We start from the raw sequence: 22848 nt of genomic DNA, 5'->3' as shown, positions 1-22848 counted from the left end.
CTCGCTCCCGGCCTTTCTCCTTCAGGCTGGCGCACAGCGCGAAGAAACCGTCGAGCTCCACCGCTTTGTCGAAGACGGCGTCGGCACCCAATTGACGCGCCCAGTCGGCGATTTCGCCGGTGGCGACGCTGCCCATGTGGTGGCAGCACGGCCTGCCCGAGGAAGACGGCGTGTTCGACGACCGCAGCCGCTCCAGCGGCACCGTCACGCGCACGGTGGCCGTCGTCGCCTATCCGCGCATCAGCAATCTCGACGAATTCCAGGCGCTCAAGAACGTGCCGGGCGTACGGCTGGTCTGGGCCCGCGCGCCCGCCGACGTGGCCGGCGCCGACTGGATCGTGCTGCCCGGCTCCAAGAACACCAGTGGCGACCTAGCCTGGCTGCGCGCTCAGGGGCTGGACCGCGCGGTGGCCGCGCATGCCGAACGCGGCGGCGCGGTGCTGGGCATCTGCGGCGGCCTGCAGATGCTGGGCGAGGCGCTGGTCGATCCGCACGGCATCGACGGCAATGCGCCAGGGCTGGGCCTGCTGCCGCTGGTGACGGTGTTCGAGCGCGAGAAGACGGTGCGGCACCGCACGGCCGGCTTCGGCGAGCTGACCGGCAGCTGGAGCCCGCTGTCGGGCGTGGCGGTGGCCGGCTACGAAATCCATCACGGCCAGACCGCCGAGCACCCGCAACTGGCGCACGACGGCCGCGCGGTGATGCCCGACGCTCTGGCCTGGCAGAACGCGCGCGGCAACGTGCTCGGCATCTATCTTCACGGCCTGTTCGAGGATCCGGGCGCGCTGCACGCGCTCTTCGGCGCCTCGGCGCCCACACTGGAATCCACCTTCGACGGCCTGGCCGACTTCATCGACACCCACTTCGACGCCGGCGTCCTCGCCGGACTGATTGCATGACCGACCTCGTTCCCACGATCCCCGACATTTCCGATGCCGCGCTCGCCGCCCGCCTGCAGGCCGCGCTCGACAACAAGACCAAGCCGGTGGGCGCGCTCGGCCGGCTGGAGGCGCTGGCGCTGCGCATCGGCGGCATCCTCGGCACCGACAAGCCTGTGCTGGAGGCGCCGCAGATGCTGGTCTGCGCCGCCGACCACGGGCTGGCGGCGCGCGGCGTCTCGGCCTACCCGAGCGAGGTGACCTGGCAGATGGTCGAGAACTTCCTGGCCGGCGGCGCCGCCGTGAGCGTGCTCGCGCGGCAGCACGGTCTGGCGCTGACGGTGGTGGACTGCGGCGTGCGACGCGACTTCCAGGCCCGGCCGGGGCTGGTCTCGCGCCGCATCGCGGCAGGCACGGCCGACGCTTCCGTGGGGCCTGCCATGAGCGCCGATCAATGCGCGCAGGCGATCGCCAACGGGCGCGAGGTGGTGCGCGCGCTGCCCGGCAATGCGCTGCTGCTCGGCGAGATGGGCATCGGCAACAGTTCGTCGGCCGCGCTGCTGCTGTCGCGCCTGGGCGGGCTGGACATCGACGCCTGCATCGGCATCGGCACCGGCCTCGACGCGGCGGGACTGGCGCGCAAGCGCGAGGTGCTGCGGCAGGTGCTGGCGCTGCACGCGGACGCGGAGGCTCCGCTGGAAGCGCTCGCGGCACTCGGCGGCTTCGAGCTGGCGACGCTGGTCGGCGCGGTGCTGCAGGCAGCCAGCGAGCGCCGTGTGATCGTGGTCGACGGCTACATCGCCAGCGCCGCGGTGCTGGTTGCGCAGGCGCTGCAGCCGCACGTGGCGCAGCGCTGCGTGGCCGCGCACCGCTCGGCCGAGCCGGGCCACGCACTGCTGCTGGAGCGGCTGGGGCTGGAGCCGCTGCTGCAGCTCGACCTGCGCCTGGGCGAAGGCTCGGGCGGCGCGCTGGCCTGGCCGCTGCTCGAATCCGCCTGCCGCATCCTGCGCGAGATGGCGAGCTTCGAATCGGCTGGCGTGTCTCGAAAGGACGCATGAGCGCCGCGCCGGGCCGCCCCAAGCAAGCTCGCACCGCAGTGCGAAGCACGGAGGTACTCCGATGAGCGCCGCGCCGGGCCGCCCCAAGCAAGCTCGCACCGCAGTGCGAAGCACGGAGGTACTCCAATGAGCGCCGCGCCGGGCCGCCCCAGGCAAGCTCGCACCGCAGTGCGAAGCACGAAGGTACTCCCGTGAGCGGTATCCGCCATTTCCTGCTCGCGCTGCAGTTCTTCACCCGGGTGCCGGTGACGGGCGCGCTGGCCGAGTGGGTCGGCTTCAGCCCGCAGATGCTGCGCGCGAGCGCGGCTCACCTGCCCGGCATCGGCTGGCTGGCGGGCGGGGTGGCGGCGCTGGTTTTCGCGGGCGTGGCCTGGGGCTTGCCGGGCACAGCGGGCGCGCTGGCCGCCGCGGTGCTCAGTACGGTCGCCACGGTGATGCTCACCGGTGCCTTCCATGAAGACGGGCTGGCCGATGTGGCCGACGGCCTGGGTGGCTCGGCGAGCCGCGAGCGGGCGTTGGAAATCATGAAGGATTCGCGCATCGGCGCCTTCGGGGCCGTGGCGCTGGTGCTGGCGCTGGGCCTCAAGTTCGCGCTGCTCGCCGCGCTGGCGGGGCAGGGGCTGCAGGCGGCGGCGATTGCCATCGTCGGCGCGCATGTGCTCTCGCGGCTGATGCCGCTGTTCCTGATCCGCTGGCTGCCTTACGTGGGCGACAGCGGCGCGAGCAAGGCAAAGCCGCTGGTGGATGCGATCAGCCCTGGTGCGCTGCTCATCGCCTTCGTGTGGGCGTTGCCCGCGGTTTTCCTGCTGCTGCAGGCGCACGACGCGGCCCACGTCGGGGCAGCAGTGCTCGCGGCCGTGCTCGCGGCGGGCTGGATGGCGCGGCTCTTCATGCGGCGGCTGCAGGGCTTCACGGGCGACGGGCTGGGCGCGACGCAGCAGGTCTGCGAGCTCGCCATCTACCTCGTTCTGGCCTGGAAAGCATGAGCACGCTCTGGCTCCAGCGCCATGCGCCGGTCGTGGCCGAACCCGGCCTCTGCTACGGTGCGACGGACCTTGAAGCCCATGCGGACGCCACGCTGGCCGCCGCCGGGCGCATCGCGCCCTTGCTGCCTGCTGGCGTGATGCTGTGCAGCTCTCCGCTGAGGCGCTGCGTGGCACTGGCCGAAGCCATCGCCGCGCTGCGCCCGGACCTGCCGGTCCAGCAGGACGCGCGGCTGGCCGAGATGGATTTCGGCGCCTGGGAGGGCCGGCCATGGGCCGACATTCCGCGCGAGGACTTCGATGCCTGGATGGCCGACTTCGCCGATCTGCGTGCCGGCACCCACGGCGAGAGCGTGCGCGCCTTCATGTCGCGCATCGCCGATGCGCATGACGAATGGCTGGCGAAGCCGAGCGACACGCTTTGGGTCACGCATGCGGGCGTGCTGCGCGCGGTGACATTGCTGCGGCGCGGCATCCGTTGTCCCGCCATGGCAGGCGAATGGCCCTCCGGCGAGATGCCGTTCGGCGGTTGGCTGGTTTTCGACAATCCAGTCTGATCCGACAGGCGCGGCGGTTACTTGCCGCTGCCGCCTCCGTCGCGCTCGAGTTCCCGCCGCATGCGCTGCGCCACCGCGCCGCGCCCATGGGCGTCCAGCTTCATGTAGATGTTCTTGAGATGCCACTTGACCGTGTCGAGCGACAGGCCGAGGGTGAGGGCGATCTTCTTGTTGGGCAGCGATTGCAGCAGCAGTTCGGCGATTTCGGCCTCGCGCAGCGTCAGCAGCTTCGTCAGGCGTTGGTCGTCGCGCAGGCGCGGCCCGGGCGGGGGCTCGGCGCGTGCGTTGCGCTGCGATCGGTCCAATGATTCGATGCGCTCGATGAAGAAGCCGAGCACCGGGTCGAGATTGGGGATGGCGGCGGCCGAGAGAATCAGCGGCAGGGCGTTGTCGTGCGCGCACAGCAGGGTCTGCAGCAGGCCCAGCCGGTGGCCCAGGCGCAGGGCTGCGCAAACGCGCGTCCTCGACGCCTGCGCGCGCCCGAGCCTGTGTTCGACCTCCGCAGCCTGCAGCTGGAGGGAGGCCACGAGGCCAACCTGCCCGCGCTCTTCGTAGTGATTCGACAGGCGCTCGATTTTTTCCAGCGCCGATGGCAGCTCGCCGTCATGCATCGCCATGCGGATGCGCGCGCGCTCCACCACGTCCGCGATGCGCCGCAGCGTGCCGGGTCCGACGCCCGGATGCCTGGCATGCAGCGCTTCCATTTCCTGCAACGACGCCCGCGCGGCACCGGCGTCGCCGTTCGCGAGGTGGATTCCGAGTTGCTCCAGCAGCACGCAGGCCAGCGCGCGGTCCATGCCGAAGCGCCGCAGGAAGTCTCCGGCCTGCGCCAGATGTTCGAGCGCGTCGCCCAGCCGGCCGGCGGCCTGCTGCGCGCGGTTCGCCACGATGATCATGCGCAGGGTGGTGTCGGGAATCAGGCCGTTGTGCGTGTCCAGCTGCTCCTGCATGAAGCGCGCGGCCACCAGCGGGCCCTGCTGCTCGTACAGCACCTCGACCAGCAACTGCGCGGTCAGCCGTGCCGCCTCGGCGCAGCGCGCTCCGCGCTCCTGCGCCTCGCCCAGCACCTGCCGGTAGATGCGCTCCGCGCGGTGCATCTGGCCTTCGACGGCGTACGACAGCCCGACCAGGCACTGGCCCACCAGCGACCCGAACAGCGTGCCGGCCACCGGTTCGCCGTCGATGCGCGGCGCCGGCTCGTCGCGCTGGATGCGTCGCGCCTCCTCGAACTCGCCGCGGTGCAGGTGCAGCCAGGTGAGCACGTTTCGCCTGCCGGCCATCGCGAACTCGTCGGCGGCGGGCGGCGGGGCCAGCAGCTCGGGCAGCAGCCACGAGAGCGCGTCGTTGTCGTCGTTGCGGATGGCCAGCAGGCAGCCCAGCAGCGTCAGCCGGTAGCGCATGGTCGGATCGAGCGCGCCGGGCATGGCACGCAGCCGCTCGATGCTGCGGGCGCAGTCGTCCAGCCGGTAATCGGCCAGTTCGACCCAGCCAATCCAGAGACCGAGATTGGCGTTGTCTGCGACCGTCCGGGCGTCGAGCTGGCGCAGCAGCGCGATCACTTCGCTCATCTTGCCCCGGGTGAACAGCGCCTCCGCGCCGCGCTCGGCCAGCCGCGCCGCCGTTTCGTGGTTGTTGGCCGCGAGCGCATGCCGAACGGCCTGGTGGTGCATGCCGCGGGTCGCGAAGGCATGGCAGGCCGTGGCATGCACCCTCAGGCGCGCGGCCTCCGGCCAGTCCGCGAAGCGCACCAGCAGCACGCTGCGCAGCAGTGGGTGCATGTGCCACCAGCGCTCTTGGGTGGCCGCCTCGGGCGTTTCCGGTATGAGCGACAGCAGGCCCTCGCGCACCAGCGGCTCCAGCAGCTCGGCGCACAGGGCCGGTGTGTAGCCATCGCCGGCCAGGTCGGCGCACAGCGGTGCGCTGAAGCGGGTGGTGGCGGCGCAGCAGGTGAGCAGGCGCAGCTGCGTTTCCGACAGGCGTGGGAAGACGTGTGCATGGAAGTAGGCGGCGAAGGGCTCCGGATCGGCCACGCCATGCACCAGCGGCGACTGCACGCCGCGCCGGCGGCGCACGTCGGCGCTGGCCAGCCGCAGCAGGGCGGGCCAGCCTTCGGTCAGCCGATGGATGCTCGCGGCGGCGCGCTCGTCGAGGTGGGGCAGCCGCATTCCGAGATAGTCGATCGATTCCGGCAGGCTGAAGCGCAGGTCGTCGTTGCGCAGCTCCAGCACCGTCTTCGAGGCAGGGGCGTGCGCCAGCGTCATCGGCAACTCGTCCTGGCTGGCGAACACGCACAGCAGATTGGACGGGGCGTACTCGACGAGCAGCTGCAGCGCGTGCAGAACGTTGCCGCTTTGCGCGCAATGCACGTCGTCGACGATCAGCACCACCCTGCGGCCATGCGCCGCGATGCCGCGCACCAGCGCGATGACCATTCGCTCCATCGATAGCGCATCGGGTACGGCGTGTGCCAGCGCGTGTCCGGGAATGGCGGTGTCGATGCCAGCCAGGGCCGTCATCAGGCCGGTCATGAAATGAAGGTCGCCCTCGGGAAGTTCGGCGAGCCTGAGCCACGCGATGCCGGCGTCCGCCGAGACCAGCTCGCGCTGCCAGGTCAGCAGCAGCGAGCTCTTGCCGAAGCCCGCCGGAGCGCGCAGCACCACGCACCGGCGGGAGTCCGGCCCATCGAGCCTTTCGAGCAGGCCTTGACGAACCAGCAGGCGGCGGCTTCGCGTGCGCAGCGCGGGCGTGCCAGGGATTGGGGCGGGTTGCATCGATGCGGATTCTGGGTCATCCCGGGCGCGGATCGAATCCCATATTCGAGGGTTTGCCCGTCCCCACCCTTCGAGGGTGGGGTGGCGCGCGCACGCGCTGCCGATGACGCGGGGGAGCCCCTTACAACAAGTCCACTGGAGCAATCCTCATGTTCGATCTTTCCAACCTCAAGATCGGAGTCCGTCTCGGGCTGGGTTTTGCGCTGTTGCTGCTGTTGCAGCTTGTCATCACCGGCATCGGCCTGCGACAGATGGCGAACCTCTCCGAGCGCATCGCCTTCGCGACCGAGGTGGGCCAGCGCAAGCTCGACGAGCTCAACAACGTGCAGTCCGCCATCGGCAAGCGCGCCATCGCGGCGCGCAACCTGGCGCTGGTGTCCGATCCGGCGGCGCAGAAGGGCGACATCGATCTGGTCGCCATCTCGCAGCGCGAGATCGACGGTGGCCTGCAGAACCTGGCGGCGGCGATGGCCGCGCCGGATGCCTCGACGCCCGAGGAGCGCAGGATGCTCGAGACGCTCCGTGCGCTCGAAGCGCAGTACCTGCCCATCGCGAACAACATCGTCGGCCTGGCCACCTCGCGCCGGACCGACGCGGCCGTGAAGGTGCTGACGCAGGAGTGCATGCCGCTGCTCAACCAGGTGCTGGCGCACGTCTCGGCCTTCCAGGCTCAGCTGAGACAGAGCGCCGACGAAAGCACCGTGTCGACCCAGGCCGCGTACCAGCGCGCCAAGTGGATGATCGTGTGGATCAGCTGCGCCTCGCTGGCCGGCGGGCTGCTGCTGGCCTTTCGCATGACGCGCTCCATCACGCGGCCGCTGGGGCAGGCAGTGACCGTGGCGCAACAGGTGGCCGCGGGCGACCTGACGGCGCGCATCGAGGTGGCCGACGCATCGGAATCGGGCATGCTGATGCGCGCGCTGCGCTCGATGAACGACGAGCTCGCCAAGGTGGTGGGGCAGGTGCGCGACGGCACCGATTCCATCGCCTCGGCATCGGGCCAGATCGCCTCGGGCAACCGCGACCTGTCGTCGCGCACCGAGGCGCAGGCCAGCTCGCTGGAGCAGACGGCCGCGGCCATGCAGGAACTCACCGGGACCGTCAGGCAGAACGCAGACAACGCGCGCCTGGCCAACCAGCTTGCCGAGTCGGCCTCCCAGGTGGCCTCGCGCGGCGGCGCGGTGGTCGATCAGGTGGTGGAGAAGATGGCGTCCATCAACGCCTCGTCGAGGAAGGTGGTTGAAATCATCGGCGTGATCGACGGCATCTCGTTCCAGACCAACATCCTCGCGCTGAACGCCGCCGTGGAGGCCGCCCGCGCCGGCGAGCAGGGGCGCGGCTTCGCGGTGGTGGCCTCCGAGGTGCGCAGCCTGGCGCAGCGCTCGGCCGCGGCGGCAAAAGAAATCAAGACGCTGATCGGCGACTCGGTCGGCGAGGTGGAGGCGGGAAGCTCGCTGGTCAACGAAGCCGGCAAGACCATGGACGAGATCGTGGGCAGCGTGCGGCGCGTGACGGACATCATGGCGGAGATCACTGCCGCCAGCCAGGAGCAGGCGGCCGGTATCGGCCAGGTCAACGACGCCATCAAGCAGATGGACCGCACGACCCAGCAGAACGCAGCGTTGGTCGAAGAGGCCTCGGCCGCCGCGCAGTCGATGAATGACCAGGCCGCGGGGCTGGTGCACGCGGTGCGGATGTTCAAGCTGGCCTGAGTCCGCCCCTCGGAGGCCGGTCAGTTCGACTTGCGCCACTGCTCGCGCCAGAGCTTCTCGATCCGGGGCGCGAGCGCGGCGGGCGGCGTGCCCACCAGTCGGTTGCTGCCGTTGCGCTGTACCAGGCCGTAGATGCGGCCCGAGCCTTGGTCGTAGAGCGCGATGGCGTTGTTGTCGTAGCAGTCGTGCGGCTTGCAGAAAGCATGCAGCAGGTAGCGCGTGCCCTCGACCGTCACCCATTGCGGCTCGGGCGCCGGGCCTTCGCGGCGCACCAGCCAGAGATCGGTTTCGCGCGTGCCCAGCGCGGCGCGCCAGGCCTTCTGCATGGCGGGGCCCTGCGCCAGCGCGGCGGGGCTTCCGGTGGGCGGGGGCGGCACCTTCGCGGCCGGCTCGGCGGATGGAGGCAGCGCGCGGGCGGCGCCGTTGCAGCGCCAGTAGCGCTGCTTCAGCATCTCGGGGCCGAGCTGGCCGGCCACGGGCTTGTCGGCATCCAGCGTGATGTACTGGCCGCGCGATTCGCGATAGACGAGGAAGGTCATCGCGCCAGCCTTGCCGGTGTCGCTCATCAGCGCCACGTCGAAGCCTTCGGGCGGGGGGCTGTTGCCGAAGAATCTGTAGGCCGTCTGCGGCTCGCGGGCGACCACGCGGCGCTTGCCGCTCTCGGCGATCAGCGAATCCTGGCGGACCTGCAGCGCGGCAGCCGCGTTGTCCGCGCAGTTGGCGGACCAGCGGCCCGTGTACTGCGCGATGTTGTTGGGGAACTGCGTGCCGCCCTGTTGCGGCCAGGCCGCGGCCGGCAACAGCGCGGCCAGCAGGGCGGCGCGCAGCAGCGCCCGGGTGCGGTTCGTCGGTGTGGTTGTGGTCTTGCTTCTCTTCATTCGTCTTCGCGGCGTTTGCTTGTCTCAGGCCGATCTGGGCGCGGGCGTCTTGGGCTTGTAGGCGCAGAAGGTGGCTACCGCGCATTCCCAGCAGCGCGGCTTGCGGGCCACGCAGATGTAGCGGCCATGCAGGATCAGCCAGTGATGGGCATGCAGCCGGTACTCCGGTGGGACGCGCTTCTCGAGCTTGAGTTCCACCTCCAGCGGCGTCTTGCCCGGGGCCAGCCCGGTGCGGTTGCCCACGCGGAAGATGTGCGTGTCGACCGCGATCGTCGCCTCGCCGAAGGCCACGTTGAGCACCACGTTCGCCGTCTTGCGGCCCACGCCCGGCAGCGCCTCCAGCTCGGCACGGGTGCGCGGCACCTCGCCGCCGTGCTGTTCCACCAGCATGCGGCAGGCCTCGATCAGGTGCCTGGCCTTGCTGCGGTACAGGCCGATGGTCTTGATGTATTCCTCCAGCCCCTCCACGCCCAGCTCGAGGATGGCCTGCGGCGTGTTCGCCACCGGAAAGAGCCGGCGCGTGGCCTTGTTCACGCCCACGTCGGTGGCCTGCGCCGACAGCAGCACGGCAGCCAGCAGCTCGAAGGGGGTGCTGTACTCCAGCTCGGTCTCGGGCTCGGGGTTGGCCGCCTGCAGGGTGGCGAAGAAGAGGGGGATGTTGTCTTTTTTCATGGGGCGTCGGGAGGGCGTCGAAGGGGCGCCGCAAGAGCGGCAAGCGCAATATATCGTCGAAAGCAGATAGCCTTACGCAGCTTTATTGCCCGCGCTTTGGCGACAATGCCACCCCAGAAAGAGAGACTGACCATGCAATTCGCCTCCCGCCTCGACAACGTCGAGACCTCCGCCATCCGCGAACTCTTCAAGCTGCTGGGCAAGCCCGGCATCATCAGCTTCGCGGGCGGCTTTCCCGACAGCGCCATGTTCGACGTCGAAGGCCTCAAGGAGGCGAGCCAGAAGGCACTTACCGAGGAACCCGGCGGCGCGCTGCAATACGGCGCCACCGAAGGCTACGAACCCCTGCGCACGCAGCTCAGCTCCTTCATGAAGACCAAGGGCGTGGACGTCGACCCCAGCGGCCTGATCGTCACCACCGGCAGCCAGCAGGCGCTGGACCTGCTGGGCAAGACCATGATCTCGCCCGGCGACAAGGTGATCGTCGAGGGCCCGACCTTCCTGGCCACCATCCAGTGCTTCCGCCTCTACGGCGCGCAGCTCATCAGCGCGCCCATCGACGCCAACGGCGTGAAGACCGACGAACTCGAGAAGCTCATCGCCGAGCACAAGCCCAAGTTCGTCTACCTGATCCCCACCTTCGGCAACCCCAGCGGCGCCATGCTGAGCCTGGAGCGCCGCAAGAAGGTGCTCGAACTGGCCGTGAAGTACCAGACGCTGATCGTGGAGGACGACCCCTACGGCGACCTCTATTTCGGCGAAGCGCCGCCGCCTTCGATCATGTCGCTGAGCAAGGACGTGCCCGGCAGCCGCGAACTGCTGGCGCATTGCGGCAGCCTGAGCAAGGTGCTGAGCCCGGGCCTTCGCATCGGCTGGATGATCGCCCCGGCCGAGCTGCTGGCCAAGGCCACCATGTGCAAGCAGTTCAGCGACGCCCACACCAGCACCTTCTCGCAGGCCACGGCCGCGCAATACCTCAAGAGCGGCCGCATGCCGGCCACGCTGGCGCATGTGCGCGAGGTGTACGGCCAGCGCGCGCAGGCCATGGGCAATGCGCTCAAGCGCGAACTGGGCGACGCGGTGAGCTTCACCCAGCCCAGCGGCGGCCTGTTCTTCTGGGCGCGACTCACGGGTGCCAACGGCAAGCTGGCCGATGCGAACGAACTGGCCAAGCGCGCCATCGAGAAACTGGTGGCCTTCGTGCCCGGCGCGCCGTTCTTCGCCGAGAAGCCCGACGTGGCTACCCTGCGCCTGAGCTTCGCGACGGCCGACGTGGCGAAGATCGAAGAGGGCGTGAAGCGCCTGGGTCAGGCGCTGTAAATCACGGGGAGCGGTGCAGCCGGGGCGCTGCAAGCAACTCCAGGTTGTCCGCAATGGCCGCATCCACGTTCGGATAGCGGCCTTTCATTTTCGAGAGCGTCATGATGGTCTGCAGCGCCTTCAGGTCCTTGACCGAGGGCGCGACCTTGATCTGCGCAATGGCGGCGGTGGGATTGCCACCGTTGATCAATGCCATCACCTTGCTTGCCCAGTCGTTTGCGCGCGCCATGTCTTTCACCTGCTTTCATTCGAAGCGCCGACTGTACACAGCGGCGCGGCGGGGGCGTTACGATCACCCATGAGAAAAACCTTTCAGCTTCAGGTCGAGGGCAAGCACCCCGACCGTCTCCTCGAAGCCATCAAGCACGAGATCCGCAAGTACATCAAGCGCGAACGGCGGCGCGAATTGCCAGAAGGCGCGGACTTCTGGGACTTCGACTGCAAGTTCGGCGCGGCCGAGGAATCGGCCGAAGTCGTCCACCTCTCGGCCATCACCGGCCTGATCGACGGCGTGGTCAAGGAGGGTGGCAAACAGTTCTATGTCGAGGTCGTGGCCAAGCCCGGCAAGCGCAAGCCTCGCCCCGAGGGTGAAGCCGCTCCCGGCTCTTCCGAGACCCAGGAAGACTGAGCCAGGCTTTCTTCTAGATCAGCGCCTGCGCCAGCCGCAGGCCGTGCCGTTGCTCTGCATCCTGCAGCGCACGCGCGATCGACGGGTGCAGCCGCACCCCGTTCTTCGATTGCGCTTCCCTGCGCTTCAAACCGCCTTCGCCCGGCAGCCGCACAGGCTTTGCCGGGTCGATGGGCGTGTTGGTTCGGCATTGCGCGGCCACGTGGTCCATCTGGCGCAGGAAGGCGTCCTTGCCGCCGAAGGCGTTCAGGTCGTGCAGCGTGATGTGCACCGTGGCGCCCCAGCCTTCGGGCGGGTCGGCCCGGCCGTGGCCCGCGAGGCCGGCGGTGAGCGTCTCGACCAGCAGCGCCATGCCGTAGCCCTTGTGGCCGTGGCTCATGCCGCCCACCGGCAGCAGCGTGCCGGGCGGCTGGTCGAACAGCACCTGCGGGTCGTTCGACGGCTTGCCGGTGGCGTCGATCAGCCATTCCTCGGCGAAGGTCTCGCCGGCCGCGCGCTTGCGGTTGCTCATGCCGTTGGTGGTGATGGACGCCGAGATGTCGACCATGACGCCGCCCTGCGACAGCGGAAAGCCCATGGCCAGCGGATTGGGCGTGAACACGGCCTGCGTACCGCCGAAGGGCGCGACGCTGGCGGCGTTGGGGTCGGAGCAGGCCAGCAGCATGAGCATGTCTTCCTGCAGCGCGCGCAGCATATAGACGGCGAGGCAGGCGATGTGGTGGCTTCGGCGGATGACGAGCGAGGCGGTGCCCAGTTCGCGCGCGCGGGGTACCAGCAGGTCCATGCCCTGGTCCATGAGCCAGGGGCCCGGCAGCCGCTTGCCGTCCCACAGCACGGCGGCGGGGCGGTCGGACAGCACTTCGGGGGCGCCATCGCGGGTCATGCCGCCGGATTCCAGTTCCTTCACGTACCCGGCCAGCAGCGCGAGACCGTGGGTGTCGTGGCCCAGCAGATCGCCTTCGACCAGGGTTCGGGCGACGCTGTCGGCCTTGGATGCTTCGAGTCCTGCTTTTTGGAGGAGTGCGCTGGCGTAGTCCTTGAGAGCGTCGGCGCGGTAGAGCGGGGCGGTGTCGGTCATGTTGTCTCGTCGTGTTGTTTGCTGTTGTTCAGGGCGTGTGCGCAGGCCACCGGGTACTCCCCTCCGCGAATGTCCCCCGTCGGCGTGATCGCCCCCCGAATCACGCCCTAACCAGTCATCGCAGTATTTCGAGAACGCGGTCCAGGCCGCCTTCGTTGATCGCGACCATGGCCTGCTCGCGCACCTTCGGCTTGGCGTGGTAGGCCACCGAGAGACCGGCTTCGCCCATCATCGGCAGGTCGTTGGCGCCGTCGCCGACAGCGATGGTTTCCTGCGGCGAGATGCCCATGAGCGAAGCCACTTCGAGCAGCGTGCGGCGCTTCTCCGCGCCGTCGCAGATGTCGCCCCAGCTTTGCGTGACGACCTCGCCGGTGAGCTTGCCGCCGGCTTCGTCGAGCAGGTTGGAGCGCGCGAAGTCGATGCCCAGGCTCTCCTTCACGCGGTTCGCGAAGAAGGTGAAGCCGCCCGACACCAGCAGCACCTTGAGGCCGGCTTTCTTGCAGGCCCCAACCAGCTCGCTCGCGCCCGGGTTGAGCTTCAGCCGTTGGTCGTACACCTGCTGCAGCGCCTCCACCGGCACGCCTTTCAGCAGCGCCACGCGGCGGCGCAGGCTCTCCTTGAAGTCCTTGATCTCGCCGCGCATCGTGGCTTCGGTGATCGCGGCCACCTCGGCCTTCTTGCCGACCGCATCGGCGATCTCGTCGATGCATTCGATGTTGATCAGCGTCGAGTCCATGTCGAACGCGATCAGCTTGAAGTCGGCGAGCTTCAGCGGCGGCTTCACACGCTGGATGACGAGGCCGGGGGAGATTTCAGTAGCGCTCATGCGGTGACGGTTTCCTTGACGGTGGGTTGGCCCAGGCTGCGCAGCACGTCGCGCACCATCTGGGCCCGCTCCTTGGGTTCTTTCAGTTCGCGCTCGATACGCAGCTTCTCGTTGCCGGCGAGCTTGATGTGCTTGTTCTTCTGGATCAGCTGGATGATGGCCATGCCATCCACCGGCGGATCTTTCTTGAAGGTGATGTTGATGATGCCGGGCGCGGCATCGACCTTCACCACGCCATAAGGCCGTGCGAGCACGCGCAGGCGGTGCGTGTCGATCAGCGTCTGCGCCTGCGGCGGCAGCTTGCCGAAGCGGTCGACGATTTCTTCCAGCAGCGTGTCGATCTGGTCGGGCGTCTTCGCGGTAGCCAGCTTCTTGTAGAACGACAGCCGCAGGTGCACGTCGCCGCAGTAGTCGTCCGGCAGCAGGGCGGGTGCGTGCAGGTTGATTTCGGTCGTGACCGACAGCGGCGACAGCAGGTCGGGCTCCTGGCCGGCCTTGAGCGCACGCACGGCCTCGCTCAGCATCTCGTTGTAGAGCTGGAAGCCGATCTCCATCATGTTGCCGCTCTGGTTTTCGCCCAGCACTTCGCCGGTGCCGCGGATCTCCAGGTCGTGCATGGCCAGGTAGAAGCCGGAACCCAGCTCTTCCATCTGCTGGATGGCGTCGAGCCGCTGCGCTGCCTGCTTGGTCAGGCCCTCGGTGTCGGGCACCATGAGGTAGGCATACGCCTGGTGGTGCGAGCGGCCGACGCGGCCGCGCAGCTGGTGCAGCTGCGCCAGGCCGAACTTGTCGGCGCGGCTCATCACGATGGTGTTGGCGGTCGGCACGTCGATGCCGGTCTCGATGATGGTCGAGCACAGCAGCAGGTTGTAGCGCTGCGCCACGAAGTCGCGCATCACGCGCTCCAGCTCGCGCTCGGGCATCTGGCCGTGGGCCACGGCGATGCGGGCCTCGGGCAGTATCTCCTCGAGCTTCTGGCGGCGGTTCTCGATGGTCTCGACCTCGTTGTGCAGGAAGTAGACCWGCCCGCCGCGCTTGAGCTCGCGCAGCACGGCTTCGCGGATCACGCCGGTGCCTTCGTTGCGCACGAAGGTCTTGATGGCCAGCCGGCGCTGCGGCGCGGTGGCGATCACGCTCAGGTCGCGCAGGCCTTCGAGCGCCATGCCCAGCGTGCGCGGAATCGGCGTGGCGGTGAGGGTGAGCACGTCGACCTCGGCGCGCATGGCCTTCATCGCCTCCTTGTGGCGCACGCCGAAGCGGTGCTCCTCGTCGATGATGAGCAGGCCCAGGTTCTTGAATTTGACCGACTGCGAGAGCAGCTTGTGCGTGCCGACCACGATGTCGACCTGCCCGTCGGCCAGCCCCTTGGCGGCGGCGGCGACTTCCTTGGCGGAGCGGAAGCGGCTCATCTCCGCCACCTTCACCGGCCACTTGGCGAAGCGGTCTACCAGTGTCTGGTAGTGCTGCTCAGCCAGGAGCGTGGTGGGCGCGAGGAAGGCCACCTGCTTGCCGCCGGTGACGGCGATGAAGGCGGCGCGCAGCGCCACCTCGGTCTTGCCGAAGCCCACGTCGCCGCACACGAGGCGGTCCATGGGCTGGGGCGAGATCATGTCCTGAACCACGGCGTGGATGGCCGCCTTCTGGTCGGCTGTTTCCTGGAAGCCGAAGTCGTTGGCGAACACCTCGTAGTCGGCTGGCGAATAGCGAAAGGCATGGCCCTCGCGCGCCGCGCGGCGCGCGTAGATGTTCAGCAGCTCGGCGGCCGAGTCGCGCACCTGCTCGGCGGCCTTGCGCTTGGCCTTTTCCCACTGGCCGGAGCCCAGCTTGTGCAGCGGTGCCTCGTCGGCGCTGACGCCGGTGTAGCGGCTGATCTGGTGCAGCTGCGACACCGGCACGTAGAGCGTGGCCTTGTCTGCGTACTCCAGGTGCAGCATTTCCTGCAGCAGCGGCTTGCCGTCGGGGCCGTTGCCCTGGCCCAGGTCCATGTGGATCAGGCCGCGGTAGCGGCCGATGCCGTGCGCGCTGTGGACCACCGGATCGCCCACGTTGAGCTCCGACAGGTCCTTGATGAGCGCCTCGACGTCGCTGACCTGCTCCTGCTTCTTGTTGCGTCGGCGCGTGGTGGGCGCGGTGGCGAACAGCTCGGTCTCGGTGACGAAGTCAATGCCCTGTTCGCGCCAGGCGAAGCCCGAGGCGAGCGCGGCGGTGGCGATGCCGATCTTCTCGTCGCCGGAAGACTCGAACTCGGCCAGCGAGTCGAAGGCCGGCGGGTTCACGCCGCTGGCGCGCAGGAAGTCGAGCAGGCTCTCGCGTCGCCCGTCGCTCTCGGCGATCAGCAGCACGCGGTGCGGCGTCTTCGCGATGTGGGCCTTGAGGCCGACCAGCGGGTCTTCCGCGCCGCGCACCACGGCGAAGGGCGGGAGCTTGTCGAACTCGGCGTAGGGCGCCTCGGTGGGCACGTCGCCACGAATGGCGAGTTGCGCATGGGGCTTGGCGCGCTGGTAGAACTGCTCGGCGTTCAGGAACAGCGCTTCCGGCGGCAGCGCCGGGCGCTCGGGGTCGCCCTGCACCAGCCGGTAGCGCTCGTTAGTGTCCTGCCAGAAGTGCTGGAAGGCGGGTTCCAGGTCGCCGTGCAGCACCACGGTGGCGTCGGGGCCCAGGTAGTCGAACACGGTGGCCGTCTCGTCGAAGAAGAGCGGCAGGTAGTACTCGATACCGGCCGTGGCCACGCCATTGCCCATGTCCTTGTAGATGCGGCTCTTGGTCGGGTCGCCCTCCAGCAGTTCGCGCCAGCGGCTGCGGAAGCGCCCGCGCGCGTCGTCGTCCATCGGGAACTCGCGCCCGGGCAGCAGCCGCACCTCGGGCACGGGGTAGAGGCTGCGCTGGGTGTCGGGGTCGAAGGTGCGGATGGAGTCGATCTCGTCGTCGAACAGGTCGACGCGGAAGGGCACCGGCGAGCCCATGGGGAAGAGGTCGATCAGGCCGCCGCGCACCGCGTATTCGCCGGGGCTCACCACCTGCGTCACGTGGGTGTAGCCGGCCAGCGTGAGCTGGGCCTTGAGCTTCGATTCCTCGAGCTTCTGCTTGGCCTTGAACTGGAAGGTGTAGCCGGCCAGGAAGGAGGGCGGCGCCAGCCGGTAGAGCGCGGTGGTGGCGGGCACCAGCACCACGTCGGCCTCTTTCTGGCTGATGCGCCAGAGGGTGGCGAGGCGCTCGCTGATCAGGTCCTGGTGGGGCGAGAAGCTGTCGTAGGGCAGCGTTTCCCAGTCGGGAAAGAGGGCGCAGCGCAGCTCAGGGGCGAAGAAGGCGATCTCGTCGATCAGGCGCTGGGCGTCGTTGGCGTCTGCGGTGAACATCGCGGTGGCGCGCCCGGCGCCTTTTTCGCGCATGGCCAGCTGCGCCAGCAGCAGTGCATCGGCCGACAACGGGGGACGCGGCAGCGTGAATCGCTTGCCCGCCGTGAGGTGGGGGAGGTCCATGGAACGCTTGATGGAAATGCACAACACCCCGCGCCGGCTGGCGAGGGGTGTGCGTAGCGCGCAATTCTAGAATGGCGGCCCCTTATCCGCTTGTCGGCCGCCGCCGACGCTGGGCCCTCATGTCCTCTTCCCGACTTTTCGTGCTGATCCCGTGCGCCGGCTCCGGCCATCGCGCGGGGCATGCGCAGTCCACGCAGCCCAAGCAGTACCGGCGCCTGGCCGGCCTGCCGATGGTCGCCCACACGCTGGAGGCCTTCCGCTCGCTGGGGGGGCGCTTCGCGGGGCTGGCGCTGGTGGTGTCGCCGGACGATCGCGACGTGAACGCGGTGCTGCCGCGCTTCCCGGCCGAGAACGAATACCTGCTGCGCGTGGGCGGCGTGACCCGCGCGGCCACCGTGCGCAACGGCCTGGCGGCGCTGCGCCAGAAGGGCGCCGGCGCGCACGACTGGGTTCTGGTGCACGACGCGGCGCGCTGCCTCGTCACCTCCAGCCAGATCGAGGCGCTCATTGCCGCCTGCGAGCACGACGCCGTCGGCGGCCTGCTGGCGCAGCGGCTGGCGGACACGCTGAAGTCGTCCACTACCGAGAGCCGCGTGGCCCAGACCTTGCCGCGCGCCGACAAGTGGCTGGCGCAGACGCCGCAGATGTTCCGCATCGGCATGCTGCTCGACGCGCTGGAGCGCACCGGCGATGCGGTGACCGACGAGTCCGGCGCCATCGAGGCTGTCGGCCTGTCGCCGCTGCTGGTGCCCGGCAGCGCGCAGAACTTCAAGGTGACTTTCCCGGAAGATTTCGCTCTGGCTGAAGCAGTTCTGCTGGGCCGCAAGAAGGGGCTGGCATGACGGCTCCTTCTTTCAACATCCGCATCGGCGAGGGTTGGGACGTTCACCAGTTGGTGGAGGGCCGCAAGCTGATCCTGGGCGGCATCGAGGTCCCGCACACCACCGGGCTGCTCGGCCATTCGGACGCCGACGTGCTGCTGCACGCCATCACCGATGCGCTGCTGGGCGGCGCGGGGCTGGGCGACATCGGCCGGCACTTTCCGGACACCGATCCGCAGTTTCGTGGTGCCGATTCGGCGGTGCTGCTGGCCGAGGCGGCGCGCCGGGTGCGTGCGGCGGGCTGGGAGATCGGCAACGTCGACAGCACCGTGATCGCTCAGGCCCCAAAGCTCGCACCGCACATCCCGCTGATGTGCCAGCGCATCGCCGACACGCTGGGCGTGGCGCTCGGACAGGTGAACGTGAAAGCCAAGACGGCCGAGAAGCTGGGCCCGGTGGGCGAGGGCCGCGCGATGGAAGCTCGCGCGGCCGTTCTGCTGCACCGCTGACGCGGGCCTGGCTGGCGTTGTTCAGGCCGGCTTCTTGCCGCCGACAGGAGGCTCGCCCGGCCTGACCATGCCTGCCGGCATTGCGCGCGGCATGCGGATGTGCGCCGCCAGGCCACGGCCCGGCGTGCTGGTCAGCGCGAAAGTGCCGCCCATGCGCTCGATGTTCTTCGCCACGATCGACAGGCCCAGCCCCGCGCCGGCCGCCGAGGTGCGGGCCGCGTCGCCGCGGAAGAAGGGCTTGGTCAGTTGTGCGAGCAGGGCGGGCTCGACGCCCGCGCCGTGGTCGCGCACCTTGATGAGCACCGCGTCGTTGTTGGCCTGGGCCTGGATCGTCACGTCGGCCACGCCGGTGGCGGGCGTCTTGCCGTAGCGGCGCGCGTTCTCGACCAGGTTGGAGATGACGCGGGTGAGTTCGACCTCGTCGCCCATCACGCGCAGGTCGGGCGGCACCTCGACCTTGATGTTCATCTCCTCGTAGTCCTGCACGGCGTAGGTGCAGGCGTCGACCACGTCGCGCAGCAGCACTGGCTTGGGATCGACATGGTCGGGGCGGGCGTAGTCGAGGAACTTGTCGATGATCGCGTCGAGCTGGGCGATGTCGGCCGCCATGTGGTCGCGCGCGTCCTCGTCGGCCACGCTCATCTCGGTTTCCAGCCGCAGCCGGGCCAGCGGCGTGCGCAGGTCGTGCGAGATGCCGGCCAGCATGATGGCGCGGTCCTGCTCGATCTTGGCGAGCTGGTCCGCCATGCGGTTGAAGCCGATGTTGACCGCGCGGATCTCATTGGTGCGGGCGCGCTCGTCGAGCCGGTGCGCCTCGTACTCGCCCTCGCGCACCTGCATGGTCGCGCGCGACAGCTGCTTGAGCGGCAGGTTGATGAGCCGGGTGATCAGCGCCGCGCCGGCCAGCGACAGCGCCATGGCGGTGCTCAGCCACACCAGCCAGGTACGGCCGCCCACGCGGCTGAATCGGGTGGGATCGAGCAGCAGCCAGTAGGTGTCGCTCTCGATGGTGAAGCCGATCCACAGGCCGGCCTCGTCGTTCACGCGGCTCGCCACGGTGGTGCCTTCGCCGAGCTGGTCGATGAGCTCCTCGGTCACGCGCAGGTCGAGCGCGCCGCTGGTGTAGGGCTGGAAGCGGTCGTTGGGCTCGCGTGGCAGGATGCGCACGCCTTCCTGGTCGGCCAGCGTCTTGATCAGCGAGACCCGGGTGATGGCGTCCGAATACACCAGCGCCGCGCGCGTGAGGTTCACGAGCGAGGCGATCTGGTGAGCTGTCTGGATGGCGCGCGGCTCGTATTCGAGCGAGCGGAAAGTCTGCAGCCAGGCGACCGTACAGCCGATCAGCAGCAGCGCGAGCAGGAAGAAGGTGCGCCAGAAAAGGCTGAAGCCCAGCTTGAGGCCGGAACGGCGGTCACGTTGCGCGCTCGCTTCGAGCGGGCTCGGCATCGTGACCTGCGCGCCGTCCTCCTGGGCAGAGCCTGGTCTGGGGGGTTGGCCGACGGCCACCTTTCAACGTGGCGTCAGGCCGTGCCGTCCGGCACGAACACGTAGCCCACGCCCCAGACGGTCTGGATGTAGCGGGGCGCAGCGGCGTCGGACTCGACGAGCTTGCGCAGGCGCGAGATCTGCACGTCCAGGCTGCGGTCGAAAGGCTCAAATTCGCGGCCGCGCGCCAGTTGCGCCAGCTTTTCGCGCGACAGCGGCTGGCGCGGATGGCGCACCAGCGCCTTCAGCATGGCGAACTCGCCGGTGGTCAGCGAGAGTTCTTCGCCGTCCTTTTTGAGGGTGCGCGAGCCGAGGTCGAAGGCGAACGGGCCGAAGGTGACGGTCTCGTTCTCGGTGGAGGGGGCGCCAGGCGCCTCCAGCGGCGGGCGGCGGCGCAGGACGGCATGCACGCGGGCCAGCAGTTCGCGGGGGTTGAAAGGCTTGCCGAGGTAGTCGTCGGCACCGACTTCGAGGCCGACGATGCGGTCCACGTCCTCACCCTTGGCGGTGAGCATGATGATCGGCGTGCGGTCGTTGGCGGCACGCAGGCGGCGGCAGACGGACAGGCCATCCTCGCCGGGCATCATCAGGTCGAGCACGATCAGGTCGACCGTGTCGCGCAACAGGATGCGGTTGAGCGCCTTGCCGTCCTCGGCCACGATCACTTCGAAGCCTTCCTGCGTCAGGTAGCGGCGCAGCAGGTCGCGGATGCGGGCGTCGTCGTCGACGATCACGATCTTGTCGGTGCGAGCGGGAACTTGAGTCATTTCTACAACGTCGAATTTGTAACAGGGCCGATTCTGAAGGCGTTGCGGTCCGGTTGAGCCGGATTTGCTTATGGTTTGACACTAAGTTACAAAACTTGCGGACACTCGCCGTCTCGTCATCCGACGTTAGTCTGGCAGTGGCAAAGTCACGGCTTCCGATGACTTTCGCCTCAATGAGCCGTCCTTTTCCCGTACTGCCGCTCTTCCTTGTTTTCGCCTGCGGCCCTTCGCTGGCGATGTCTGGCGACTTCTTCAGGGTGGGGGAGGCGCGCCGCAGCGAAGTCCGCGACGCCGTCGCTGCCCACCGGGCCGCGCAGCGCGAGGAAATGCGGCGCGGGGAAGCCATTGCCGGGCGGCGCCTCACGCCTGCCGAGCTGTTCGAACTGCGCCAGCAGGTTCGCGGTCAATGGACCCCGCCCGCGGCGGGTGCTTTGCTCAATTCGGCAGAATCGCAGCCGGCCGAGCGCATCGTGCCGGTGCCGCCGGCAAGCATCTCGCCGACCGCGCCGCGCAGCCAGCGCCGCTGATCCTGCGCAGACGCGCCCGGCCTGCAACTGCAGGCATGTCATCCACGTGTCTTTTCATACCAACAACGGGAGTACTTCGCCATGAAGAAAAAAATCAAACTGCTCGCGGCCTGTGCCGCCCTGGCTGCCGCCAGCACGGCAATGGCCCAGAATGCCGCCACGCCGGCACCCCAGAACGTGCTGCAGCTGACCGCTTCGGGCACGGTCGAAGTCCAGCAGGACATGCTGAGCATGACCCTCGTGACCACCCGCGACGCGACCGACGCCGCCACCGTGCAGACGCAACTGAAGGCCGCGCTCGATGCCGCGCTGGCCGAAGCGAAGAAGAATGCGCAGGCGGGCCAGCTCGATGTGCGCACCGGCAACTTCAGCCTGTCGCCGCGCTACACCAAGGACGGCAAGATCAACGGCTGGCAGGGCTCGACCGAACTGGTGCTCGAAGGCCGCGACTTCCCGCGCATCACCCAGACGGCAGGGCGCATCACCACGCTCAGCGTGGGCAACGTGGGCTTCGGCCTGAGCCGCGAACAGCGGGCCAAGACCGAGACCGAGGCGCAGAACATCGCCATCGACAACTTCAAGCAGAAGGCCAACGAACTGGCCAAGGGCTTCGGCTTCGTCGGCTACACGCTGCGCGAGGTGTCGGTGAATGCGAACGACAACGGCCCGATTCGCCCGCGCATGATGGCGGTGCAGGCCAAGTCGTTCTCGTCGGCGGATTCGGCGGTGCCGGTCGAGGCCGGAAAGACCGCCGTGGTGGTGACGGTCTCGGGCTCGGTGCAGCTCAAGTAGAGCTCATATATGGAAGAGGCTCGTACTGGCGGGCTACCCGCTACTGGGCAGTCCAGCCGCCGTCCATGGCCCAGGCCTGGCCTCGGACCTGGTCGGCGGCCGGCGAGCACAGGAAGACGGCCAGACCGCCCAACTGCTCGACGGTCGTGAACTGCAGCGATGGCTGCTTTTCGCCCAGCAGATCGTTCTGAGCCTGTGCGACCGTGATGCCTTCGCGCGCCGCGCGGTCGTCGATCTGCTTTTGCACCAGCGCGGTCAGCACCCAACCTGGGCAGATCGCGTTGACGGTGACGCCGGTGGTCGCGGTTTCCAGCGCGACCGCCTTGGTCAGGCCGACGATGCCGTGCTTGGCCGCCACGTAAGCCGATTTCTGCGCCGACGCCACCAGCCCGTGCGCCGACGCGATATTGATGACCCGGCCCCAGTTGGCCTCGCGCATCGCGGGGATCGCCAGCCGCGTGGTGTGGAAGGCACTCGTGAGATTGATCGCGATGATCGCGTCCCAACGTTCGGGCGGGAAGTCTTCCACCTTTGCGACGTGCTGGATGCCGGCGTTGTTCACCAGGACGTCGACGCGGCCGAACTTCGACGCTGCGAACTTCATCATGTCCTCGATCTGGTCGGGTTTGCTCATGTCGGCGCCGTGGTATTCGGCGCGCACGCCGAGCGCCTCGACCTCGGCTTTGGGCGTCGCTGAATCGCCGAATCCGTTGAGCACGATGTTTGCGCCCTGCTGGGCGAGTGACTTGGCGATGGCGAGGCCAATGCCACTTGTGGACCCCGTGACAAGCGCGGTTTTGCCTTTGAGCATGAAGATCAATCTCCGGATGAATTAGGAGCGAACTGCACTCTGCAGGCGCTTCAGCATCCGTTCTTTGCAGGCGCTGGCTTTCTCGGATTCGAGGGCTGCGACCACGATCCATTCATCCGGGTTTTGGCCCAGTTCTTCGGCCAGCGCGCCTGCAATTGCTGGGCTCAAGTGACCGCGCGTCTTCGCGGTGTGCAGGGTCTGCCTGGCTAGCTTCAGCCGCTCGGTCCAGAACGGGGCTGGGTGCAGGCTGAACGCCTTTTCGAGAAGGTTCATCGTTGTCTGCATATGCGGGGTAC

21 protein-coding genes and 1 pseudogene are annotated in these 22848 nt (G+C 68.6%); 11 read left to right on the top strand and 11 right to left on the bottom strand.

Annotated elements, in window-relative coordinates; all coding sequences use genetic code 11:
• Positions 1-95: 95 nt before the first annotated feature.
• The 4 genes and pseudogenes from QMO14_RS28315 to QMO14_RS28300 form a co-directional block, all read left to right on the top strand.
• Positions 96-899, top strand: a pseudogene (locus QMO14_RS28315) (cobyric acid synthase CobQ); the annotation flags it as partial.
• On the top strand, positions 896-1936 hold the full coding sequence (gene cobT / locus QMO14_RS28310; RefSeq protein ID WP_301511263.1) for a nicotinate-nucleotide--dimethylbenzimidazole phosphoribosyltransferase: 1041 nt from the start codon (positions 896-898) through the stop codon (positions 1934-1936). The pseudogene QMO14_RS28315 and the gene cobT, both read left to right, overlap by 4 nt.
• 191 nt (positions 1937-2127) lie before the next feature.
• Positions 2128-2922, top strand: coding sequence for an adenosylcobinamide-GDP ribazoletransferase (locus tag QMO14_RS28305; protein WP_301511261.1), 795 nt, complete (start codon positions 2128-2130; stop codon positions 2920-2922).
• Entirely contained in the window at positions 2919-3476 is a 558-nt protein-coding gene (locus tag QMO14_RS28300; RefSeq protein WP_301511259.1) for a histidine phosphatase family protein, read from the top strand. Before QMO14_RS28305 ends, QMO14_RS28300 begins: the two co-directional genes overlap by 4 nt.
• Positions 3477-3493: 17 nt before the next feature.
• Here QMO14_RS28300 and QMO14_RS28295 read toward each other — a convergent pair whose 3' ends face one another.
• Positions 3494-6247, bottom strand: coding sequence for a LuxR C-terminal-related transcriptional regulator (locus QMO14_RS28295; RefSeq protein WP_301511257.1), 2754 nt, complete (start codon positions 6245-6247; stop codon positions 3494-3496).
• Positions 6248-6396: 149 nt separating this feature from the next.
• Between QMO14_RS28295 and QMO14_RS28290 the strand changes: the two genes are divergently transcribed.
• Entirely contained in the window at positions 6397-7959 is a 1563-nt protein-coding gene (locus QMO14_RS28290) for a methyl-accepting chemotaxis protein (RefSeq protein ID WP_301511254.1), read from the top strand.
• 20 nt (positions 7960-7979) lie between these two features.
• Here QMO14_RS28290 and QMO14_RS28285 read toward each other — a convergent pair whose 3' ends face one another.
• A complete protein-coding gene (locus QMO14_RS28285; RefSeq protein WP_301511253.1) occupies positions 7980-8837 on the bottom strand; it encodes an Ivy family c-type lysozyme inhibitor in 858 nt (285 codons plus the stop codon).
• 24 nt (positions 8838-8861) lie between these two features.
• Positions 8862-9509 carry an endonuclease III gene (gene nth / locus QMO14_RS28280; RefSeq protein ID WP_301511252.1) on the bottom strand — a complete coding sequence of 216 codons (648 nt, stop codon included), beginning with the start codon at positions 9507-9509 and terminating at the stop codon, positions 8862-8864.
• Between the two features lie 132 nt (positions 9510-9641).
• Between nth and QMO14_RS28275 the strand changes: the two genes are divergently transcribed.
• Positions 9642-10829 carry a PLP-dependent aminotransferase family protein gene (locus QMO14_RS28275; protein WP_301511251.1) on the top strand — a complete coding sequence of 396 codons (1188 nt, stop codon included), beginning with the start codon at positions 9642-9644 and terminating at the stop codon, positions 10827-10829.
• Between the two features lies 1 nt (position 10830).
• Here QMO14_RS28275 and QMO14_RS28270 read toward each other — a convergent pair whose 3' ends face one another.
• Positions 10831-11058: a hypothetical protein gene (locus tag QMO14_RS28270; protein ID WP_081267286.1), complete on the bottom strand. Its 228-nt coding sequence runs from the start codon at positions 11056-11058 to the stop codon at positions 10831-10833.
• Between the two features lie 69 nt (positions 11059-11127).
• Between QMO14_RS28270 and QMO14_RS28265 the strand changes: the two genes are divergently transcribed.
• Complete coding sequence (locus QMO14_RS28265) at positions 11128-11457, top strand: DUF6172 family protein (protein WP_301511250.1); 330 nt, start codon at positions 11128-11130, stop codon at positions 11455-11457.
• 13 nt (positions 11458-11470) lie between these two features.
• Here the strand turns inward: QMO14_RS28265 and QMO14_RS28260 are convergent, their stop codons facing one another.
• The 3 genes from QMO14_RS28260 to mfd all read right to left on the bottom strand — a co-directional run bounded on the left by QMO14_RS28260 (position 11471) and on the right by mfd (position 16840).
• Positions 11471-12535 carry an Ldh family oxidoreductase gene (locus QMO14_RS28260; protein ID WP_301511249.1) on the bottom strand — a complete coding sequence of 355 codons (1065 nt, stop codon included), beginning with the start codon at positions 12533-12535 and terminating at the stop codon, positions 11471-11473.
• Positions 12536-12650: 115 nt separating this feature from the next.
• Positions 12651-13361 (bottom strand): phosphoserine phosphatase SerB, encoded by a 711-nt coding sequence (gene serB, locus QMO14_RS28255; RefSeq protein WP_301511248.1) that lies wholly within the window; start codon positions 13359-13361, stop codon positions 12651-12653.
• On the bottom strand, positions 13358-16840 hold the full coding sequence (gene mfd / locus QMO14_RS28250; protein ID WP_301511247.1) for a transcription-repair coupling factor: 3483 nt from the start codon (positions 16838-16840) through the stop codon (positions 13358-13360). The genes serB and mfd overlap by 4 nt, the downstream gene beginning before the upstream one ends.
• 119 nt (positions 16841-16959) lie before the next feature.
• On the opposite strand from mfd, the gene ispD reads away from it, so the two are divergent.
• Together ispD and ispF are read left to right on the top strand one after the other, a co-directional pair.
• Entirely contained in the window at positions 16960-17682 is a 723-nt protein-coding gene (gene ispD / locus QMO14_RS28245; RefSeq protein ID WP_301511246.1) for a 2-C-methyl-D-erythritol 4-phosphate cytidylyltransferase, read from the top strand.
• Positions 17679-18170, top strand: coding sequence for a 2-C-methyl-D-erythritol 2,4-cyclodiphosphate synthase (ispF, locus tag QMO14_RS28240; protein ID WP_301511245.1), 492 nt, complete (start codon positions 17679-17681; stop codon positions 18168-18170). Before ispD ends, ispF begins: the two co-directional genes overlap by 4 nt.
• Positions 18171-18191: 21 nt before the next feature.
• Here ispF and QMO14_RS28235 read toward each other — a convergent pair whose 3' ends face one another.
• The gene (locus QMO14_RS28235) at positions 18192-19616 is read right to left on the bottom strand and encodes a sensor histidine kinase (RefSeq protein WP_301511244.1); all 1425 of its coding nucleotides are present in this window, start codon (positions 19614-19616) and stop codon (positions 18192-18194) included.
• A 74-nt stretch (positions 19617-19690) separates the two neighbouring features.
• Entirely contained in the window at positions 19691-20422 is a 732-nt protein-coding gene (gene ompR / locus QMO14_RS28230; RefSeq protein ID WP_007837017.1) for a two-component system response regulator OmpR, read from the bottom strand.
• A gap of 173 nt (positions 20423-20595) precedes the next feature.
• On the opposite strand from ompR, the gene QMO14_RS28225 reads away from it, so the two are divergent.
• Both QMO14_RS28225 and QMO14_RS28220 read left to right on the top strand, forming a co-directional pair.
• Positions 20596-20949, top strand: coding sequence for a hypothetical protein (locus QMO14_RS28225; RefSeq protein WP_301511242.1), 354 nt, complete (start codon positions 20596-20598; stop codon positions 20947-20949).
• A gap of 81 nt (positions 20950-21030) precedes the next feature.
• Entirely contained in the window at positions 21031-21741 is a 711-nt protein-coding gene (locus QMO14_RS28220) for an SIMPL domain-containing protein (protein WP_301511241.1), read from the top strand.
• A gap of 40 nt (positions 21742-21781) precedes the next feature.
• Here QMO14_RS28220 and QMO14_RS28215 read toward each other — a convergent pair whose 3' ends face one another.
• Both QMO14_RS28215 and QMO14_RS28210 read right to left on the bottom strand, forming a co-directional pair.
• On the bottom strand, positions 21782-22552 hold the full coding sequence (locus QMO14_RS28215; protein WP_301511264.1) for a 3-hydroxybutyrate dehydrogenase: 771 nt from the start codon (positions 22550-22552) through the stop codon (positions 21782-21784).
• Positions 22553-22573: 21 nt separating this feature from the next.
• The coding region (locus QMO14_RS28210) for a hypothetical protein (protein ID WP_301511240.1) at positions 22574-22848 on the bottom strand (275 nt) is incomplete at its 5' end.

The organism is Variovorax sp. CAN15 (assembly GCF_030462475.1).
In the GTDB taxonomy this organism is placed as follows: Bacteria; Pseudomonadota; Gammaproteobacteria; order Burkholderiales; family Burkholderiaceae_C; genus Variovorax.
This window is presented reverse-complemented; position numbering and strand designations above follow the sequence as displayed.

Excerpts from the sequence above, each read along its gene's own strand:
- QMO14_RS28220 (WP_301511241.1), top strand. The coding sequence starts at position 21,031 with ATGAAGAAAAAAATCAAACTGCTCGCGGCCTGTGCCGCCCTGGCTGCC.
- QMO14_RS28225 (WP_301511242.1), top strand. The coding sequence starts at position 20,596 with ATGAGCCGTCCTTTTCCCGTACTGCCGCTCTTCCTTGTTTTCGCCTGC.
- QMO14_RS28300 (WP_301511259.1), top strand. The coding sequence starts at position 2,919 with ATGAGCACGCTCTGGCTCCAGCGCCATGCGCCGGTCGTGGCCGAACCC.
- nth (WP_301511252.1), bottom strand. The coding sequence starts at position 9,509 with ATGAAAAAAGACAACATCCCCCTCTTCTTCGCCACCCTGCAGGCGGCC.
- ispD (WP_301511246.1), top strand. The coding sequence starts at position 16,960 with ATGTCCTCTTCCCGACTTTTCGTGCTGATCCCGTGCGCCGGCTCCGGC.
- QMO14_RS28290 (WP_301511254.1), top strand. The coding sequence starts at position 6,397 with ATGTTCGATCTTTCCAACCTCAAGATCGGAGTCCGTCTCGGGCTGGGT.
- QMO14_RS28285 (WP_301511253.1), bottom strand. The coding sequence starts at position 8,837 with ATGAAGAGAAGCAAGACCACAACCACACCGACGAACCGCACCCGGGCG.
- QMO14_RS28260 (WP_301511249.1), bottom strand. The coding sequence starts at position 12,535 with ATGACCGACACCGCCCCGCTCTACCGCGCCGACGCTCTCAAGGACTAC.
- QMO14_RS28265 (WP_301511250.1), top strand. The coding sequence starts at position 11,128 with ATGAGAAAAACCTTTCAGCTTCAGGTCGAGGGCAAGCACCCCGACCGT.
- ispF (WP_301511245.1), top strand. The coding sequence starts at position 17,679 with ATGACGGCTCCTTCTTTCAACATCCGCATCGGCGAGGGTTGGGACGTT.
- serB (WP_301511248.1), bottom strand. The coding sequence starts at position 13,361 with ATGAGCGCTACTGAAATCTCCCCCGGCCTCGTCATCCAGCGTGTGAAG.
- ompR (WP_007837017.1), bottom strand. The coding sequence starts at position 20,422 with ATGACTCAAGTTCCCGCTCGCACCGACAAGATCGTGATCGTCGACGAC.
- QMO14_RS28275 (WP_301511251.1), top strand. The coding sequence starts at position 9,642 with ATGCAATTCGCCTCCCGCCTCGACAACGTCGAGACCTCCGCCATCCGC.
- QMO14_RS28270 (WP_081267286.1), bottom strand. The coding sequence starts at position 11,058 with ATGGCGCGCGCAAACGACTGGGCAAGCAAGGTGATGGCATTGATCAAC.
- cobT (WP_301511263.1), top strand. The coding sequence starts at position 896 with ATGACCGACCTCGTTCCCACGATCCCCGACATTTCCGATGCCGCGCTC.
- QMO14_RS28295 (WP_301511257.1), bottom strand. The coding sequence starts at position 6,247 with ATGCAACCCGCCCCAATCCCTGGCACGCCCGCGCTGCGCACGCGAAGC.
- QMO14_RS28235 (WP_301511244.1), bottom strand. The coding sequence starts at position 19,616 with ATGCCGAGCCCGCTCGAAGCGAGCGCGCAACGTGACCGCCGTTCCGGC.
- QMO14_RS28215 (WP_301511264.1), bottom strand. The coding sequence starts at position 22,552 with ATGCTCAAAGGCAAAACCGCGCTTGTCACGGGGTCCACAAGTGGCATT.